The organism is Acetobacter tropicalis (genome assembly GCF_001580915.1).
In the GTDB taxonomy this organism is placed as follows: domain Bacteria; phylum Pseudomonadota; class Alphaproteobacteria; order Acetobacterales; family Acetobacteraceae; genus Acetobacter; species Acetobacter tropicalis.
Genome location: NZ_LHZQ01000195.1, coordinates 1 through 15,819, shown reverse-complemented (window position 1 = coordinate 15,819; position 15,819 = coordinate 1). Strand labels below are relative to the sequence as shown.

At 51.4% G+C, this 15,819-nt stretch carries 15 protein-coding genes and 1 pseudogene; 7 read left to right on the top strand and 9 right to left on the bottom strand.

Annotated features, from left to right (window positions below; genetic code table 11):
• Positions 1 to 591 (top strand): TetR/AcrR family transcriptional regulator, encoded by a 591-nt coding sequence (locus AD944_RS06535; RefSeq protein ID WP_045542905.1) that lies wholly within the window; start codon positions 1 to 3, stop codon positions 589 to 591.
• A gap of 42 nt (positions 592 to 633) precedes the next feature.
• Here the strand turns inward: AD944_RS06535 and paaE are convergent, their stop codons facing one another.
• From paaE to AD944_RS06505, 6 genes are all read right to left on the bottom strand, one after another.
• The gene (paaE, locus tag AD944_RS06530; protein WP_045542904.1) at positions 634 to 1,758 is read right to left on the bottom strand and encodes a 1,2-phenylacetyl-CoA epoxidase subunit PaaE; all 1,125 of its coding nucleotides are present in this window, start codon (positions 1,756 to 1,758) and stop codon (positions 634 to 636) included.
• 39 nt (positions 1,759 to 1,797) lie between these two features.
• The gene (gene paaD, locus AD944_RS06525; RefSeq protein WP_140329667.1) at positions 1,798 to 2,295 is read right to left on the bottom strand and encodes a 1,2-phenylacetyl-CoA epoxidase subunit PaaD; all 498 of its coding nucleotides are present in this window, start codon (positions 2,293 to 2,295) and stop codon (positions 1,798 to 1,800) included.
• The gene (gene paaC / locus AD944_RS06520; RefSeq protein WP_082741274.1) at positions 2,292 to 3,119 is read right to left on the bottom strand and encodes a 1,2-phenylacetyl-CoA epoxidase subunit PaaC; all 828 of its coding nucleotides are present in this window, start codon (positions 3,117 to 3,119) and stop codon (positions 2,292 to 2,294) included. Before paaC ends, paaD begins: the two co-directional genes overlap by 4 nt.
• Positions 3,120 to 3,136: 17 nt before the next feature.
• Positions 3,137 to 3,439, bottom strand: a complete 303-nt coding sequence (gene paaB / locus AD944_RS06515) for a 1,2-phenylacetyl-CoA epoxidase subunit PaaB (RefSeq protein WP_045542902.1) — start codon at positions 3,437 to 3,439, stop codon at positions 3,137 to 3,139.
• Positions 3,440 to 3,451: 12 nt separating this feature from the next.
• Positions 3,452 to 4,432 carry a 1,2-phenylacetyl-CoA epoxidase subunit PaaA gene (gene paaA, locus AD944_RS06510; RefSeq protein WP_035380229.1) on the bottom strand — a complete coding sequence of 327 codons (981 nt, stop codon included), beginning with the start codon at positions 4,430 to 4,432 and terminating at the stop codon, positions 3,452 to 3,454.
• A 128-nt stretch (positions 4,433 to 4,560) separates the two neighbouring features.
• Complete coding sequence (locus tag AD944_RS06505; RefSeq protein ID WP_045542901.1) at positions 4,561 to 5,484, bottom strand: PaaX family transcriptional regulator; 924 nt, start codon at positions 5,482 to 5,484, stop codon at positions 4,561 to 4,563.
• A gap of 798 nt (positions 5,485 to 6,282) precedes the next feature.
• Between AD944_RS06505 and paaI the strand changes: the two genes are divergently transcribed.
• The 6 genes and pseudogenes from paaI (at position 6,283) to AD944_RS06475 (ending at position 14,389) form a co-directional block, all read left to right on the top strand.
• Positions 6,283 to 6,714 (top strand): hydroxyphenylacetyl-CoA thioesterase PaaI, encoded by a 432-nt coding sequence (gene paaI / locus AD944_RS06500; protein ID WP_045542900.1) that lies wholly within the window; start codon positions 6,283 to 6,285, stop codon positions 6,712 to 6,714.
• Between the two features lie 99 nt (positions 6,715 to 6,813).
• Positions 6,814 to 7,869, top strand: a complete 1,056-nt coding sequence (locus AD944_RS06495) for a SphA family protein (protein WP_166443757.1) — start codon at positions 6,814 to 6,816, stop codon at positions 7,867 to 7,869.
• A 38-nt stretch (positions 7,870 to 7,907) separates the two neighbouring features.
• Complete coding sequence (locus AD944_RS06490) at positions 7,908 to 9,401, top strand: aldehyde dehydrogenase family protein (protein WP_045542899.1); 1,494 nt, start codon at positions 7,908 to 7,910, stop codon at positions 9,399 to 9,401.
• An 88-nt stretch (positions 9,402 to 9,489) separates the two neighbouring features.
• On the top strand, positions 9,490 to 11,637 hold the full coding sequence (locus tag AD944_RS06485; RefSeq protein ID WP_045542898.1) for a PQQ-dependent dehydrogenase, methanol/ethanol family: 2,148 nt from the start codon (positions 9,490 to 9,492) through the stop codon (positions 11,635 to 11,637).
• Positions 11,638 to 12,027: 390 nt separating this feature from the next.
• Positions 12,028 to 12,721 (top strand): annotated as a pseudogene (locus AD944_RS06480) (hypothetical protein).
• A 390-nt stretch (positions 12,722 to 13,111) separates the two neighbouring features.
• A complete protein-coding gene (locus tag AD944_RS06475; protein ID WP_045542897.1) occupies positions 13,112 to 14,389 on the top strand; it encodes an MFS transporter in 1,278 nt (425 codons plus the stop codon).
• 43 nt (positions 14,390 to 14,432) lie between these two features.
• On the opposite strand, the gene AD944_RS06470 is transcribed toward AD944_RS06475, so the two are convergent.
• From AD944_RS06470 to AD944_RS06460, 3 genes are all read right to left on the bottom strand, one after another.
• Positions 14,433 to 14,819: a hypothetical protein gene (locus AD944_RS06470; protein WP_236709256.1), complete on the bottom strand. Its 387-nt coding sequence runs from the start codon at positions 14,817 to 14,819 to the stop codon at positions 14,433 to 14,435.
• Between the two features lie 38 nt (positions 14,820 to 14,857).
• A complete protein-coding gene (locus AD944_RS06465; RefSeq protein WP_061474802.1) occupies positions 14,858 to 15,424 on the bottom strand; it encodes a nuclear transport factor 2 family protein in 567 nt (188 codons plus the stop codon).
• 43 nt (positions 15,425 to 15,467) lie between these two features.
• Positions 15,468 to 15,819: amidase family protein (locus tag AD944_RS06460; RefSeq protein WP_248845809.1), on the bottom strand; the 352-nt coding region annotated here is incomplete at its 5' end.

Genomic DNA, 15,819 nt, shown 5'->3' with positions numbered 1-15,819 from the left:
ATGGCGCGACCGCGCGCAAGCGACTACGAAGAAAAACGCCTCATGATTCTGGAGCGGTCGGCCCATTTATTTGCAAGCCTTGGATTTGATCGTGCTTCGATCAACATGATTGCCAAAGCCTGTGGAACATCCAAGGCTCTTTTTTATCATTATTATACAGATAAACAGCAACTGCTGTTTGACCTGATCGAAACCCATCTGCAGGAACTTCTGATCGCAACGGATCCAACACAATGGTCAGGCCTAACTGCGCAAGAAACACTTTACAGTATGACAGAGGCGCTCCTTAACGCCTACCGGGATGCTAATGCAAAACACAAGGTTCAGCTCAACCACATGGATCTGCTGGACCCTGAACAGCAAGACACCATCCGTACGATGGAGCGCGCTCTGGTGAGTCGATTTTCGGACGCCATCAATGCAGCGCTCCCCTCCCCCGGCTCCTCTCCCATGTTACTGAAACCGTTGACAATGTCCTTATTTGCCATGCTGAACTGGGCCTATACATGGTTCAAAGAAGATGGTCCCATGAGCCGTGCAGACTATGCCAGGCTCGCGGCTGGGCGTATTATTGGCGCACCACTCCCCTGAAAGAAGAGTGGTGACAAACTGAGGTAAGAAAACAATGACGCCTTACATGGCGTCATAATCTACCGTAACGTGCTCTGTTATCGGGTGTGCCTGACAGGTAAGCACAAAACCGGCGTCTACCTCCCATTTTTCAAGTGAGAAATTAAGAGTCATCTCGGCCTTCCCCTCGGTCACTTTGGCGCGGCAGGTGCTACACATACCGCCCTTACACGCATAGGGAAGATCCAACCCGGAGCGTAATGCAGCATCCAGAAGCGTCTCTTCTTCAGCAACATTCACGTCTGCACGCTTTCCATCCACAATTAAGGTAGCCACCACTCCGGTCTGCGCCGCGTGCTCTGACGTCATTTTTGGACGCAAGCGCGGTTTTCCAGAAAACGTGGATATGAATCTTTCTATATGTATCTTGTCTTCCGCCACCCCTGCATCCTGAAGCACTGAAAGCGCATCATCGGTCATACCTGAGGGACCACACACAAAAACATGGTCCAATGTTTCGGTGGGTAGAACATGCAGAAGAATTGTTCTTATTTTTTCTGCATCCAGCCGACCATTCAAAGCTGGAACATCCTGTTGTTCCTTTGAAAAAACATGAAAGATCGAAAACCGCTCCATAAACTGGTCTTTCAGATCTTCCAGCATTTCACGAAACAGCATATCCCCGACTGATCTGTTCCCATAAAACAGGAAGAAAGAGCTATCCGGTTCGGTCGCAAGCAATCCTCTGGCAAGGGATAAAACAGGCGTAATACCAGAACCTGCGGCAAACCCCGCATAAACACGTTGCGCAGTGCTATCGGGCTGAATGCCAAAACGCCCCGTAGGAGTCATCACATCCAGAGTGTCACCTGCTGCCAGGCTTGTATTGGCCCATGTGGAAAATACACCGTCTTCTACACGTTTCAGGGCCACGCGTAATTCGCCATCAGACGGCGCGGAGCAGATAGAGTAAGAACGACGCACGTCTTCTCCATCCAGCTTAGTTCGCAAAGTAAGATACTGCCCAGGCACAAAACTGTAAGCCTCAGCAAGATCGTCTGGCACTGTGAAAGCAAGAGAAACCGCATCCGGTGTCTCACGCCTCACATCAGCAATCTGCAATTTATGGAAGCGCGCCGTGCGTACAACCTGAGCACTTGATGCGTTAAGACTATCTGTTTGAGACATTTCCTATTCTTTCTTTTTATGAAGTCTCATGCTTTGGGCTCAATGACACCTAAAATAATCAAAGGGTTCACGGCATGTATTGCAACGCCACAAAGCCTTGCAGGAGGTAGACCCAAATTCCGCCAACCTGCTGGTGTCTGTTGAACCGCATTGGGGGCACGCCACCTCCACTGTTCCAAAAAGACTGCCTCGCCCACTTCCTTCCTGTGGAGGCGCAATACCATATGCAAGAAGTTTCTGGCGGCCAGCTTCACTCAGCCATGCGGTTGTCCAAGCGGGGGAAAGCGTTGTCTTTACATGAAAATTTTCAATACCAGCGCGCGCAAGGGCTGTCTCAATATCCAGAGCAATCATGTTCATGGCTGGGCAACCTGAATAGGTAGGTGTAATGGTCACATCCACCACACCATTATGCACTCGGACATCCCGTAAAATTCCCAAATCTGCTATTGTCAGAACAGGAATTTCCGGGTCAGTTACATCATCGAGAGCATGCAGTACCCTTGTGCGCAACAGAGCATCTGTCTGGGGTGTCACCACACAGCTCCCGGTTCAGAACGAGGGAGCTGCTGCATTTCAGCAAGCAAAAACCCAAGATGTTCTGAATGACGGCCGCTACGCCCGCCTTTCTGCATCCATGCACTTTGAGGAAGGGTGAGAGTTGCACGGTCAAGGATAGTTTGCACCGTGGTTCGCCAGCCATCATGAATAGCCGAGGCATCAATAATCATTCCCTCAGCCTGCAGCATGGCCTCGGCTTCGTCCGTATCGAACATTTCTCCGGTATAAGACCAAAGAAACTCCAGAGCGGCTTGCATCCGATCATGGCTTTTCGGCGTGCCATCCCCAAGCCTGATAACCCATTCAGAGGTATAACGCAGATGGTATGCTGTTTCCTTCTCTGCTTTTTCTGCAATAGCGGCCAATTGTGCATCAGATGATTTCATCATCGCACGCCAATAGGGATCGATGAAAGCAGAATAAAGAAACTGACGCATGATGATGCGTCCGAAATCACCATTTGGTAATTCACACAACAGAAGATTACGATACTGCCCAACATCACGCAAATAGGCATAGGTATCTTCTGTATTCGCACGACCATCTTCTAAAGAGGGCTCACGCAGTGCGGCAAGCGCATATAACGCGCGCGCCTGACCAATAAGATCCAACCCGATATTGGCCAGAGCCATATCTTCTTCCAAGGTAGGAGCATGACCACAGCATTCTGAAAGCCTGTGCCCCAATATGAGCGCATCATCGGCTCGACGCAGTGCGTAAAGCACCTGCGGGGTTTCTGAAACAGATATGGTATTTGTGACCATAATATTCTTTTCCTGCTCTTGCAGGCTTCGTGCCATGGCACGATAGCCAAAGGCTACATATGCCCGACTTCTTCAGGCACATTGTAAAAAGTTGGGTGCCTGTAAGCTTTAGAAAGTGCTGGCTCAAACAGCATGCCTTTCTCCGAAGGGTCTGACGCAACAATCAGGTGCGAGGGTACAACCCAGATTGAAAGCCCTTCGCCTCTGCGCGTAAAAAGATTACGGGCAGCCTGAAGCGCCAACTCAGCATCTTCAGCATGCAAAGATCCCACATGCTTGTGCGCAAGCCCGCTGCGGCTACGAATGAATACTTCCCACAATTGCACAGGCGGCGTTGCCTTAAGCGTTTTATTCATAGTTCTATTTCCTTAAGCGGCATGGCGGGAGGCCTGCCGTGCAGCATAAGCTGCTGCAGCTTCTCTTACCCATGCACCTTCTTCATGAGCTTTCCTGCGGCTGGCGAGCCTGTCCTGATTACAGGGGCCGTTTCCGGCGATAACCTGCTTGAATTCTTCCCAGTCTATCTCGCCATACATCCAATTTCCGGTAACCTCATCCTGACGCAAATCCGGATCTGGAAGTGTCAAACCCAGAAACTGGGCTTGAGGTACGGTCGCATCCACAAACTTCTGACGCAGTTCATCGTTACTGAAACGCTTGATTTTCCAACGAGTAGACTGGTCTGAATGCTGGCTGTCAGTATCCGGTGGTCCAAACATCATCAGGCTGGGCCACCACCAGCGGTTCAGGGCATCCTGCGCCATTGCTTTCTGACGTGCGGAACCTTTTGCCAGCGTCATCATAATTTCAAATCCCTGCCGCTGGTGAAAGCTCTCCTCCTTGCAGACACGAATCATCGCACGCGCATAAGGGCCATAAGAGCAGCGACAGAGCGGAATCTGGTTCATGATTGCCGCCCCGTCCACCAGCCACCCGATTGCACCAATATCGGCCCATGTCATGGTGGGATAATTGAAAATGGAGGAGTATTTGGCCTTTCCTTCCATGAGCTGGTCCATAAGAGCTTCACGGGATGCATTGAGTGTTTCTGCGGCAGCGTAGAGATACAGGCCGTGCCCGCATTCATCCTGTACTTTTGCCAAAAGGGCGGCCTTGCGGCGCAAGGATGGTGCTCTGGTTATCCATGCCCCTTCTGGTAACTGTCCGATAATTTCAGAATGGGCATGTTGGCTGATCTGGCGAACCAAAGTACGCCGATAAGCTTCGGGCATCCAGTCATTTGCTTCAATCCGGTCTTCCGAATCAATACGGGTCTGAAAATTTGCCATTTTTTCGGCATCTTCCAGATTATGCGGAGTCGGCAGATCGTTAAGTGCCTGCGTGTACATAAGCGTTCTCCTGCAAACTTACAGTCGAAAGCATTACATAATTTCCAAAATAATAGCGAATCTTGTAACATAAAATGCGCGTGATATCAGAACTGACTTTCCCTGTTTTTCTTTTTCTGGAGCAAGGATTATACAAAGCCCCCTGATTGCGCCTCTCTTACCTCTTGAAATCGCTCATAAAATGCTGGCGCTGGTGCCGGTAGCCGCCCTGCATCACCACCACGACCATTTTCCGTCAACCATGCTTCTGATGCTGGCAATAAAGCCCGATAGATTGTGGCGCATAGAGTCTGAGCTCTATATCCGACCCAGTCAGATGGCATGAGCGCTTCTGGAAGATGCGGATCACGCAAGGCAATACGCCGATATTCATGAATGAGCAGAGTGCGCGCAACAACTGCACTCAGTCCATCCTGATGGAACACCCCTTTTTGCTCCGCAGGATCTGTGCACATTTTGGCAAGAGGAGAAAATATCTTTTCAAACCGCAGATAGGATCGAGCGAGATCATCAAGTGAAAAATATGCAGCAAGACATTGCATGGCTACCTGAGAGCCGTCCACGTCAAGACCGAAGATGCCATCTGGCAAATTACCGTCATCCACCCCAAGCCATGCCCCAGGGGCAAATGCTGTATATCCAGCTTCCCTCATCCGTGTAGCCACAAGAGCGGCTTCATCGCCCACCAAAGACCTTACGGAAGCCGATGCAACGGCCAAGCGCAGCTTACGCTGGGTTTTAAACGAAAAGGTTCCATAGATTCTTGGCTCTGCATCACGCGAGAGCGCCATGCCGCGGGACGACAAACAATAATAAGCGTTGCGCCCAATACGTGTACGCTCAACCCATCCATCCGCAGAAAGCCGTGATAACGCTGTTCTGACTGTGCCAGAGCCCACATCCATGGCGTGAAAAAGACTTAAAAGCGTCGACAGTCCAATCGAACCACCACGAGGAAGAACCATATCCCCAAAGAAGGTCATGACAATGGACCATGTTCGGCTTGGCTCTGCCTGAAACAGCCGCAATATATCTTTGAGCGGTTTGTCCATGATCCTGATATTCCTCGGCCAATGCTTTTTCTGAGTGCTGAAATGCAAGAAGAATGGCGGTCCTGTCTACACTTTCCTTCCCAATAAGCCCCACTGAGGAAGAGAAGGCTGCCACAAACGATCACGGCAAAGACCAGTGACCTCGACTTAGAATAAATTTATCAAAACATCATCATATACGACAAAAGTTTTATTTCTCTTCAAAAAACAGTTTATATATTGCCTATACTGCAATAAGCATAGTTCTATTCAGGCGGTGATTACAAACGCTGCTTATCTACCTCATCGAACTGCTTGTATGACCACTCAATCGGATCTCTGAGCCATCCACGTTTTTTGTCATAATCTTGTTCCTATTACGATAAATTATGTATTTAAAATAGTTTTTACCAATAATTACAGATACATAGAAATATTTTCTCTTCTTCCTGCCGTCTGAAAAAGTGTATCCGAATAACGGCCTAACGCTAGCAGAACACCCAGTTCCCCCTCCTCAAAACTGGTCCGCGCTTCAAAAGGAAAGTGGCAATTTAAGATCCTCCCTCAGAAGTGATGGCGACAGAGACAGAAACTCTGTAATGTCAGAATCGTTATTGATCGTCCAGACGGTTAATTAAAGACCGCGTTGGTCTGAGGCGGGAGTGCTTACGTGAAGCCAACCCTTTTTATAGTGCACAACGGCGCTACGCTTGCCTTAAACAGGGACAGGCCACGCACGACCTGTTTTCGCCAACTATTTAGAGGAAGCTTCTTGGTTTTCGTAAAACAGCGCGTAACTTGGACTAATGGTAAAGCAACATGACCCCAGAAGAACTCGCCCACGCAGCAGCCAGAGCCTTATGGACCAATGACAGGGCAAGCAAAAGCCTGGGCATGGAAATCCTGGAAGTAGGTCCCGGCTTTTCGATAGTTGCCATGAATGCAACCACTGAAATGACCAACGGCATCGGCACAATCCATGGTGGTTTTATCTTTGCCTTGGCAGACAGTGCATTTGCTGTTGCGTGCAATAGCTACAATGGTCGTACAGTGGCCGCGCATTGCTCTATCACTTATCTGGCCCCGGGCGTGGCAGGCAAGCGCCTCCTCGCAAGCGCACGGGAAATCAGTCGCGCAGGACGTTCCGGCCTGTACGACATTGAAATCAGTCAGGAAGAAACCATCATAGCGCAATTTCGCGGGCATTCCAGATCCATAGGCGGCACCCTGTTCTCCGAGCCGCCTTCATAACGGTCTTAATCAATAAACACGAAAAGCGTTTTGATAATAAGAAACACGGCAAACGTGTGCACAACAAAAGCACGGTCAACGTGCTACATGGAGGAACTTATGGCACTGCCTTATTCTGCTGTGTCGAAGGGTAAAGGTTTCGTTCAGTCTTGTCATGCCGCACAAGGCACCTCGCGGGACGACATCATGGCGCTTCAGCGCAAGAAACTGAGAAAAACTCATGACTCTCTTTTCAAAAAAGCGCTGCCCTTTGTTTTGATCACATTGGCAGCGTGGAGCTTACATGCTGCGCCACGCGCAGCTTATGCCACTGAGGGAGGTGGCAGTACCTACCCCATGGGGGTCAATACCGTTTTGCCGGCCATCATGCCGGGTCTCGGAAAAACTGAACTTCTGAATTATCTTGCTGATATTCCGCTGACATCCCTCAACGACAGCCACGGTCGTCATTCCCCCGAAGCATTTGGAGGAAATCTGTTCGCGTTTGCGCCGCGCCTTTTGCATACATGGAATTTTGCACTAGGGGACTTTCATTTTTCCACCGGACTTTCGCCAGTTTTCCAGCGCAAATATGTAAGTGTCGGTGGCCAGAACAGCTATACTTTCAACATGTCATCATTCGACCTGCAGGCCCTCTATGTCACCTGGTCGAAAGGAGACCTGCATTTGCTGTTCGGACAGGATTTCTGGTTTCCGGGCTCCTCCTACAACCACTCTGATTTCTCGAATGTTACTGCCACGCGCGTGACTTTCATGGAGGAAGGCGCCGTGACATGGACCCCTGGCAACTGGGAGTTTTCTCTTGAAAATACAGTCCAGATGTCAACCCGTAACCGTGATACAGGCTACCATGATGGTACACTGTTCAACATGGATTATGGTATTTCCTACCGTCCGTTCCCTAAATTGCGCAAACTGCAGTTTGGCGTCAACGGCAACTGGGCCTATCAGACAAGTAACGACACCCTGAACGGGCAACGTTATATGGACGGCTACAAGCTGCGCAACTTCACCATAGGACCGCAGATTGTTTATGATTTTTCCCCCGGTACAGCCGTAGTCCTTAAATGGCAACATGCCCTGGATGCCCGCAATACAATTGGCGGCGACCGTTACTGGGTGGAATTTGCCTTACCGATCCACCTGTTCGACTGATCAAGAATATCTTCCGTTCAGAACAGGACGTTTAAAATATGGTTGAAGTTTTCATACTACCCCAAGTTCGCGATTTCATGAATCGGTTGAACGGTCAATTCATAAACGGCAAAACTGTTGTTTCTCAGCAGGACGAAGTGATCACCACCACCAATCCCGCTACGGATGAGGTGATTGCACATGTTGCCACGGCCACGAGCGGAGATATCGACTATGCGGTAGACTCCGCTTACCGTGCCTTTCACGGTGGCTGGGCGGACGTTTCTCCAGCCCAGCGCGGCCTGCTGCTGAACCGGCTTGCCGATCTCATGATCGCCCATCGTGAAGAACTGGCACAGATTGAAACCCTGACTTCGGGAAAGCTTATTACTTTATCACGCGCTTTCGAGGTCGATTATGCCGTATCGTTCCTGCGCTATTATGCAGGCTGGACAACACGAATTGAGGGCAAGACTGTTGCACTCTCTCTCCCTTCCGCCAATGGCGAGAAATATACCGGGCTGACACTGCGTGAGCCACTGGGTGTGGTGGCAGGCATTGTGCCCTGGAATTTCTCGATCATGATTGCGGTCTGGAAATTCGGGTCAGCGCTGGCGTGCGGCTGCACAGCCGTCATCAAGCCCAGCGAGGTGACGCCCCTCACCATGCTACGTGTTGCAGAACTGGCGATTGAAGCAGGAATCCCCCCTGGTGTTCTGAACGTGATCAACGGCCCCGGGCAGCAGGTGGGTCACGCCCTCACAACACATCCAAAAATTGCCAAAGTCACGTTTACCGGCGGCATGGAAACAGGAGCAATTATCGGCACAGCCGCCCTTCAATCTGGCTTCAAACGGGTCACTCTCGAACTCGGTGGCAAGAATGCCGCAGGTTTCTTACCTGATGTTTCGCCAGAGAAGACTGTAAAGGGCATTATTGAGGCCGGTTTTCTCAATTCGGGTCAAGTCTGTGCTTCTGCTGAACGCTATTATGTCCATCGCTCCCTGATCAATGATGTAGCAGAGCAACTTGGCAAGCGTCTGGCGACTCTCACGCCAGGTGATCCGATGGATGATGAAAGCCGTTTCGGCCCGCTGGCAAATCGGTCCCACTTTAACAAAGTGATCGGGTATTTCACGCGAGCGCGTGACCAGAATCTGACATTCATCCATGGTGGCGGCGCATTTGACCTGCCAGGTTGCTACATACAGCCAACGGCAGTACTGGCGCGATCAGAAAATGACGAACTGATGCGTCAGGAAGTATTCGGTCCAGTCGCGTCTCTTCTGGCGTATGACAGCGTGGACGAACTGGTGACACTCATGAACGACTCACCATACGGTCTGGCTGCCAGCCTTTGGACCAACAATCTATCGCAGGCCCTGCGTCTCATTCCTCGTGTTGAAGCGGGTACAGTCTGGGTCAACATGCACAATTATATCGATCCCGCCATGCCATTTGGCGGCACAAAAGGATCTGGAATCGGTCGTGAATTCGGAAGTGCGTTCATCGATCATTTCACGGAAATCAAATCCGTGATCATGCGATATTAAAAACAATAACCGGAGCACTCTTCGCAAATCAGCACCGGTCGAGAGCAACATCATGAAGCACTTTTTCCTGTTTAGGGCGACCTTATATATGGTCGGCATCCTTACCTTGTCTGTTACTTATTTATCGCAAAGCCAGGCTGCAACGGATGATCCTGTCGTCACACAAGCGGAGGAATCACCACAGAACTGGCCGACCCATGGACGCACCTATAACGAACACCGTTATAGCCCGCTAAACCAGATCAACACGGAAACAATTGGCCGGCTCAAACTGGCGTGGTCAAGCAACTTTGACACCAATCGCGGTCAGGAAGGCACGCCGCTGGTGATCAATGGCATCCTCTACGCCACGACAAACTGGAGCAAGGTCCGCGCCTATGATGGAGCGAGCGGCAAGTTGCTCTGGAGTTATGATCCTCAAGTGCCGGGACCATCCGCCGTGCGCGGCTGTTGTGATACCGTTAATCGTGGGGCAGCCTACTGGAACGGTAAGATTTTTGTAGGAACATTCGATAACCGTCTGATCGCTCTGGATGCTAAAACAGGCCACAAAATATGGGAGGTGGACACAATTCCCAAAGACGCGTGGCTGGGTGATATCAGATCCTACATTACCGATGGTGCGCCACGCGTAGCCAAGGGCGTGGTGATGATCGGCAATGGTGGCGCGGAGTTCGGCGTACGCGGCTTCGTCTCGGGCTTCGATGCTGAAACCGGGGCGCTGAAATGGCGCTTCTACACCACGCCCAACCGTTCAAATCAACCCGACCACGCAGCATCTGACGCCCCCCTGATGACCATGGCCTATCGTACCTGGGGGCCGCATGGTGCATGGATCCATTCCGGCGGTGGCGGAACAGTATGGGATTCCATCGTTTATGATCCGCAGACCGATCTTGTCTATCTTGGCGTCGGCAACGGCTCACCGTGGAACTATAAACAACGTTCTGACGGAATTGGGGACAATCTCTTCCTTGGGTCAATTGTGGCCATTCGACCAGAAACCGGGGAATATGTCTGGCATTTCCAGGAAACGCCTCAGGATCAGTGGGATTATACCTCGACCCAGCACATTATGACCGCCGATCTCGAAATCAACGGTAAAAAGCGTCATGTCCTGCTTCACGCACCAAAAAACGGTTTCTTCTATATTATAGACGCGCAAACAGGTGAATTCATCTCGGCAAGGAACTATGTGCCCGTCAACTGGGCCAAAGAGATTGATCCCGTAACGGGCCGCCCCAATATCGTTCCTGACGCACTGTATTCCCTTACGGGCAAACCTTGGGCAGGCCTTCCGGGGGATCTGGGCGGACATAATTTTGCAGCCATGAGCTATAGCGCCCAGACTGGCCTTGTCTATATTCCTGCCCAACAGATCCCGATGGTGTTTACCCCCGACGCCCAACCTTTGAAGCAGAAAGGCTTGAACCTCGGAATCAGCATGCAGGGCCTTCCCGATGATCCCGCTATCCGCGACGGTTTTCTCAAGACGCTCACAGGGTGGCTGATTGCGTGGGACCCCAAACAACAGAAGGAAATCTTTCGGGTCGATCACAAGGGGCCATGGAACGGAGGCCTCCTTTCCACGGGTGGCAACCTGATCTTCCAGGGGCTAGCGAACGGCGAGTTCCATGCCTATAACGCAAGGAATGGGGCTGATCTTTTCAATTTCAATGCACAGAGCGGGATTATCGCACCGCCGATCTCCTATGAAGTGAATGGCAAGCAATATATTGCTGTAGAAACCGGTTGGGGCGGCATCTATCCATTGCTGATGGGACGAACGGCGCTATCATCGGGCTGGACGGTCAATCATTCCCGTCTGCTCGTTTTCGCGTTGGATGGTACAGCAGAACTCCCACCACAAAATGACAGGGGGATGATACCGGTCAAGCCGCCAGCACAATTCGATGCACAGCAGGCTGCCGCAGGGTACCAGCTTTACGAAACGTTCTGTCAGGTCTGCCACGGTGACAACGCGCTCTCTGGTGGTGTCCTGCCGGACCTGCGCTGGTCAGGTGCCATTCATCACATGGCGGGATTCCAGAATGTCGTCGGCCGGGGAGCCCTGACCGCGTACGGCATGGCACGCTTTGATGACATCCTTTCACGCCAGGACATTGAAAAAATCCGCCAGTTCCTGATCAAACGGGCCAATGAGACCTACGCGCGAGAAGTAGCAGCCCGCGCTAACCCTCAAAATATTCCAGAAGGCCATGCGGTTACACAATAAGGCACGGTATCATCTTGGGCTGGCAAGTATCCGGAGAGAGCCGCGGGCGTAATCATGCTTCGATGATATTATTGCTCTGGTGAAGTGTTTTCCAGTGCCATGGAAGCGTGAATTTCGCCTATCATTGATACGGGCGAGGACGTCTGCGCACCATGTTTTGGGATCGGCATCGTTCAGAGAGGCAGCAACGATCTGGGAATGCATGGCGGCAGCACGTTTTCCGCCCCGATCGAGTCCGGTGAACAATCAGGCTTTTCTGCCAAAGGCTATCCCACGAAACGCATGATCTGCGGCGTTATGTGTGAGACAAATGGAGGGTTCTAAAAACCCCGTGGTTTTGCGTTCATATCTATGATTCCATGCCTCCTATGATGATTGGGGAGATGAGTCATGAAGCAGCCGGGATGCTTTGGTATTGAAGAGCGCCTTGCCCGGTTCAGCGGGCCGGGAATCAGCTTGAAGCATTTTCCCGGACTGTGGATTTTGAGGCGTTCCGTCCTGATCTAGAGAAAGCTCTGGCCTGGAAGAACAAACCCGCAAAGCTGCCCCACAAGAACCGCCATACGTATTGGACGCTGAAATTTACCAAGACGAAACGGCAGGATGACGGCACGATCTCATCAACAGATATCACCATCCCGTTCTTTGTTTATAAATCCCATGTTTCCATCAACCGGAAGTTCAGGTTGATCCAAAAATGGAAAACGACAGGTGCAGCAGCCAGCGACGGAGCAAGAGTGAAAGAAGGGCGGCTCGACCGCAGTCATACAGAATCGGATGTCTGGGCCGACACGGCGTATCGGTCAAAAGCCAATGAAACCTTCATGGAAAAGCACGGCTTTGTCCCCAAGCTTCATAGAGAAAAGTCGCATCTCAAGCCCATGCCCCATCATATCCAACGGAATGCAGGTAAATCCTTTATCGGTCTCGCGTTGAACATGTCTTTGCCGATCAGAAATCACAGATGGCACTGTTCATACGTACCGTCGGTATCACACGGGCCACCATAAAAATTGGGCTGGCCAATATCGCCTACGATATGCGCCGCTTCCTCTTCCTGGAGCGGTTGGGCACCTCCGCCTAACAATCCAGAGCATGCTTCACTCTGCCGAAAAGGCAACGCGAAAGTCAGACACCAGAACCATCATTACGCAGCACGTTGAATCCAAAATTGGCCTGCATACAATTCAATCAATGGTTCTTTGATCCCTCCTTTTTACGGATATTCCTCCTGACACACTATCACAATGACCCCGGTTATGAGTGAACTCCTGCGCAAGATGTCAGCTTATTTTGCAGAAGGAGGACTTTACCAGCGGATCAGGCCATGACACGCTGCGCAGATGCACGTCGCCATATCCATCGTCCATTCAAACGTCTGAGTGCTGGACCATAGCCCATCGGTTTCTTTTTATTGTAGAATTTTCATTTGAATAGTATATTGTTTCGAATTCGATACCAACAAGGCTTCCTCATGAAACAGGCTTCTGTGCGGTGGACTACCGGGTTGTTCGCATTCGCCTATGTCCTGTCTTTTGTGGACAGGCAAATACTGGCACTCCTGATTGGTCCGGTTAAAGCCGATCTCGGTTTGTCAGATTTCCAGTTCGCTCTCCTGAACGGGCTGGCGTTCGCGCTGCTCTATTCCATTCTTGGACTTCCCATCGCCTCGCTGAGCGACCGCGTCCGGCGTCCTCCCATCATTGTAGCAGGCATCATCATTTGGAGTATGGCAACAATAGGCTGTGGTTTTTCTCAGAATTTCTGGCAGCTTTTCCTTTCCCGTATGTTCGTGGGCATTGGAGAAGCCGCGCTGGTTCCTGCCGTCTATTCTTTTCTTGCCGATATTGTACCCTCCGAACGTCTTGGTCGCACACTAGCTTTATTTTCTCTAGGGTCATTCATTGGTTCGGGGCTTGCTTTCCTTTGTGGAGGCATGTTGATCGCCCTTCTTCACGAAAACGGAGCATGGCATGGCGTCGCTACATGGAAGCTCTGTTTCATGATAGTCGGTCTGCCCGGCCTGCCACTCGCGTTGCTCATTAGCTGCTGCATAAATGAACCCGGTCCCCGGCCCGTCACAACAACCCGGAGCGGAGTAGCCGCAAGTTGCCAGTATTTCCTGTCTCGCTGGCGATTTTTCACACTGCATTTTCTGGGCTACTCCGCCACCGCCATCATCCTGTTCTCTCTCATGAGTTGGACACCCGCCCTTCTGATGCGTGACCGGCATTTTTCTCGGGAAACCGTTGGCGTTGTCATGGGCATCATCGCAATTCTCTGCGGATGTGGAGGCGCCTACACCAGCGGACGCCTCATCGACGCGCTTTTTATGCGGGGAAATACAGACGCGGCTGCTCGGGTAGGGATTTGCGGTGCTCTTGCCGTGCCTCTTTTCTTTCTTCCGTCTTTATATGTGGGTAACACCGTTATTTGCGTAATACTGCTGGCTTTTGCGTTTTTCTTCGCATCGTTTCCCATGCCACCGTCGGCTCTTGTGGTGCAACAAACCGTGCCCAAAACCATGCGCGCCCAGTTTTCAGCCGTGCTGCTGTTTTGCAATGCCCTGATCGGTCTATCGGGAGGCTCAATGCTGATCGGATATCTCGACGATCATGTCTTTACCGTTGCCAACGGTATCACCTCCTCGCTGGCAGTGGTCACCACGGGAGCTGCCCTTGTCGGCGCTGCCTTCATTGCCACAACACGGAAAGAATTGGCTCGGGCCGCATATAAGGCGGGATATGGCTGACAGAGCGGTCTCTTTCCCTGCCAGCAAGTATGATCTGTCATAATCAGGACAGGAATGTTTCCTGCAGATGCTTCCAAAGAAGCTGTGTCCTGGCAGCATTCTCGACAAATAGCACTGTTGACCAGCGTTCCGTCCGCGCCTCGCCCTGCGTCTGCACTTCGCGATAGAAGGCCAGAATCCCTCCATCAAAAGTCTGACAGATTTTCACATCAAAAATTTCCATGATCAAACCGGGACGCGATCCCTTGAGGGAAGGAAGTACCTTTTCAAAACCTTCCAGCGTTATCACACGTCCAGCGGCGCCTACCATCATGTAGCCTGGTGCAAAATGCGCAAGCAGGCCTGAGAGCGGCTCCTCTTTATCGCCACGGAACCAAGCCTGTAACAACCGATGTAGCTCAATAATCTCGTGCGTAACGGTATTTATCATGTTGTCCACGTCATCTTTTCCTTTTCTTTACCCTAAAATCAGGGCTCCATAAGCACCGAACGTGTCGGCACGCTTTCAGCCCAACCCGCAGTCAATGGTGCGATAAACACATTTTCTGTGCGCGTGCGCGAAATTTTCCACACACCGTCTTCCTTACGGAAAAGATTGTTAAGGCGGCTAGACCGCAACAGTGAAGAGCCATCCTTGAAGATCCAGGGCTGACAATGCACCCACTGTCCGTCCGCCGTGTCGCCCTTCACATGAATCTGCTCGGACGTAAGGTAATGGACATTCAACAGCAGAGCCGGGTCCCGTTTCTGGCTCCAGAATCCCTCGAAATGGGCCCGGATCTCGGCCTTGCCAATGCAGCGCCCGAACTGGTTGGTATAGTATTCGCCAACACCTTCCCAGATTGCATCTTCGGTATAGAGATCCATAATACAATCGATACGTTCCGCATCATTCGTCACCCCTGCTTCCGGGCAGGGCGTATCACACAGGAACATGTAACGTGCCTGGATACGGCGAATATCCGCTTCTGCTTCTAGTTGCTCGATACGTTGGCTCAACGCATCAATGCGACGGGCAATAATCTCGTCTGTCATGATGTCCCAATCTCCGCATATCCTGGCGCACGCTGGCCTATTATCATATACACATCGAAGGAAGAGGACGCGGCGGAAGGATCGTCTCTGCCCAACCGGCCCAATTCAGCAAATCTTCATCCGTCCCATATGCGGACAGAAGCTGCACACCGACCGGAAGGCCGCTTGAACTGGTTAACCCCGGTAGCGTTACGGTCGGCAGGCGCAAGAGCGTCCACAACCGGCTAAAAAGCGGGCTACCTGTACCACTTTCCGCCAAAGGCGCCTCGCCCGGTGCTGCCGGTGCAACAAGTACATCATAATTGGCGAAAATATCCGCCATAAGACAACGAAGTTCCTCGGCCCTGGCAAGAGCGGCACGATATGTTGCGTAGTCAATCTGCTTTCCGGCTTCA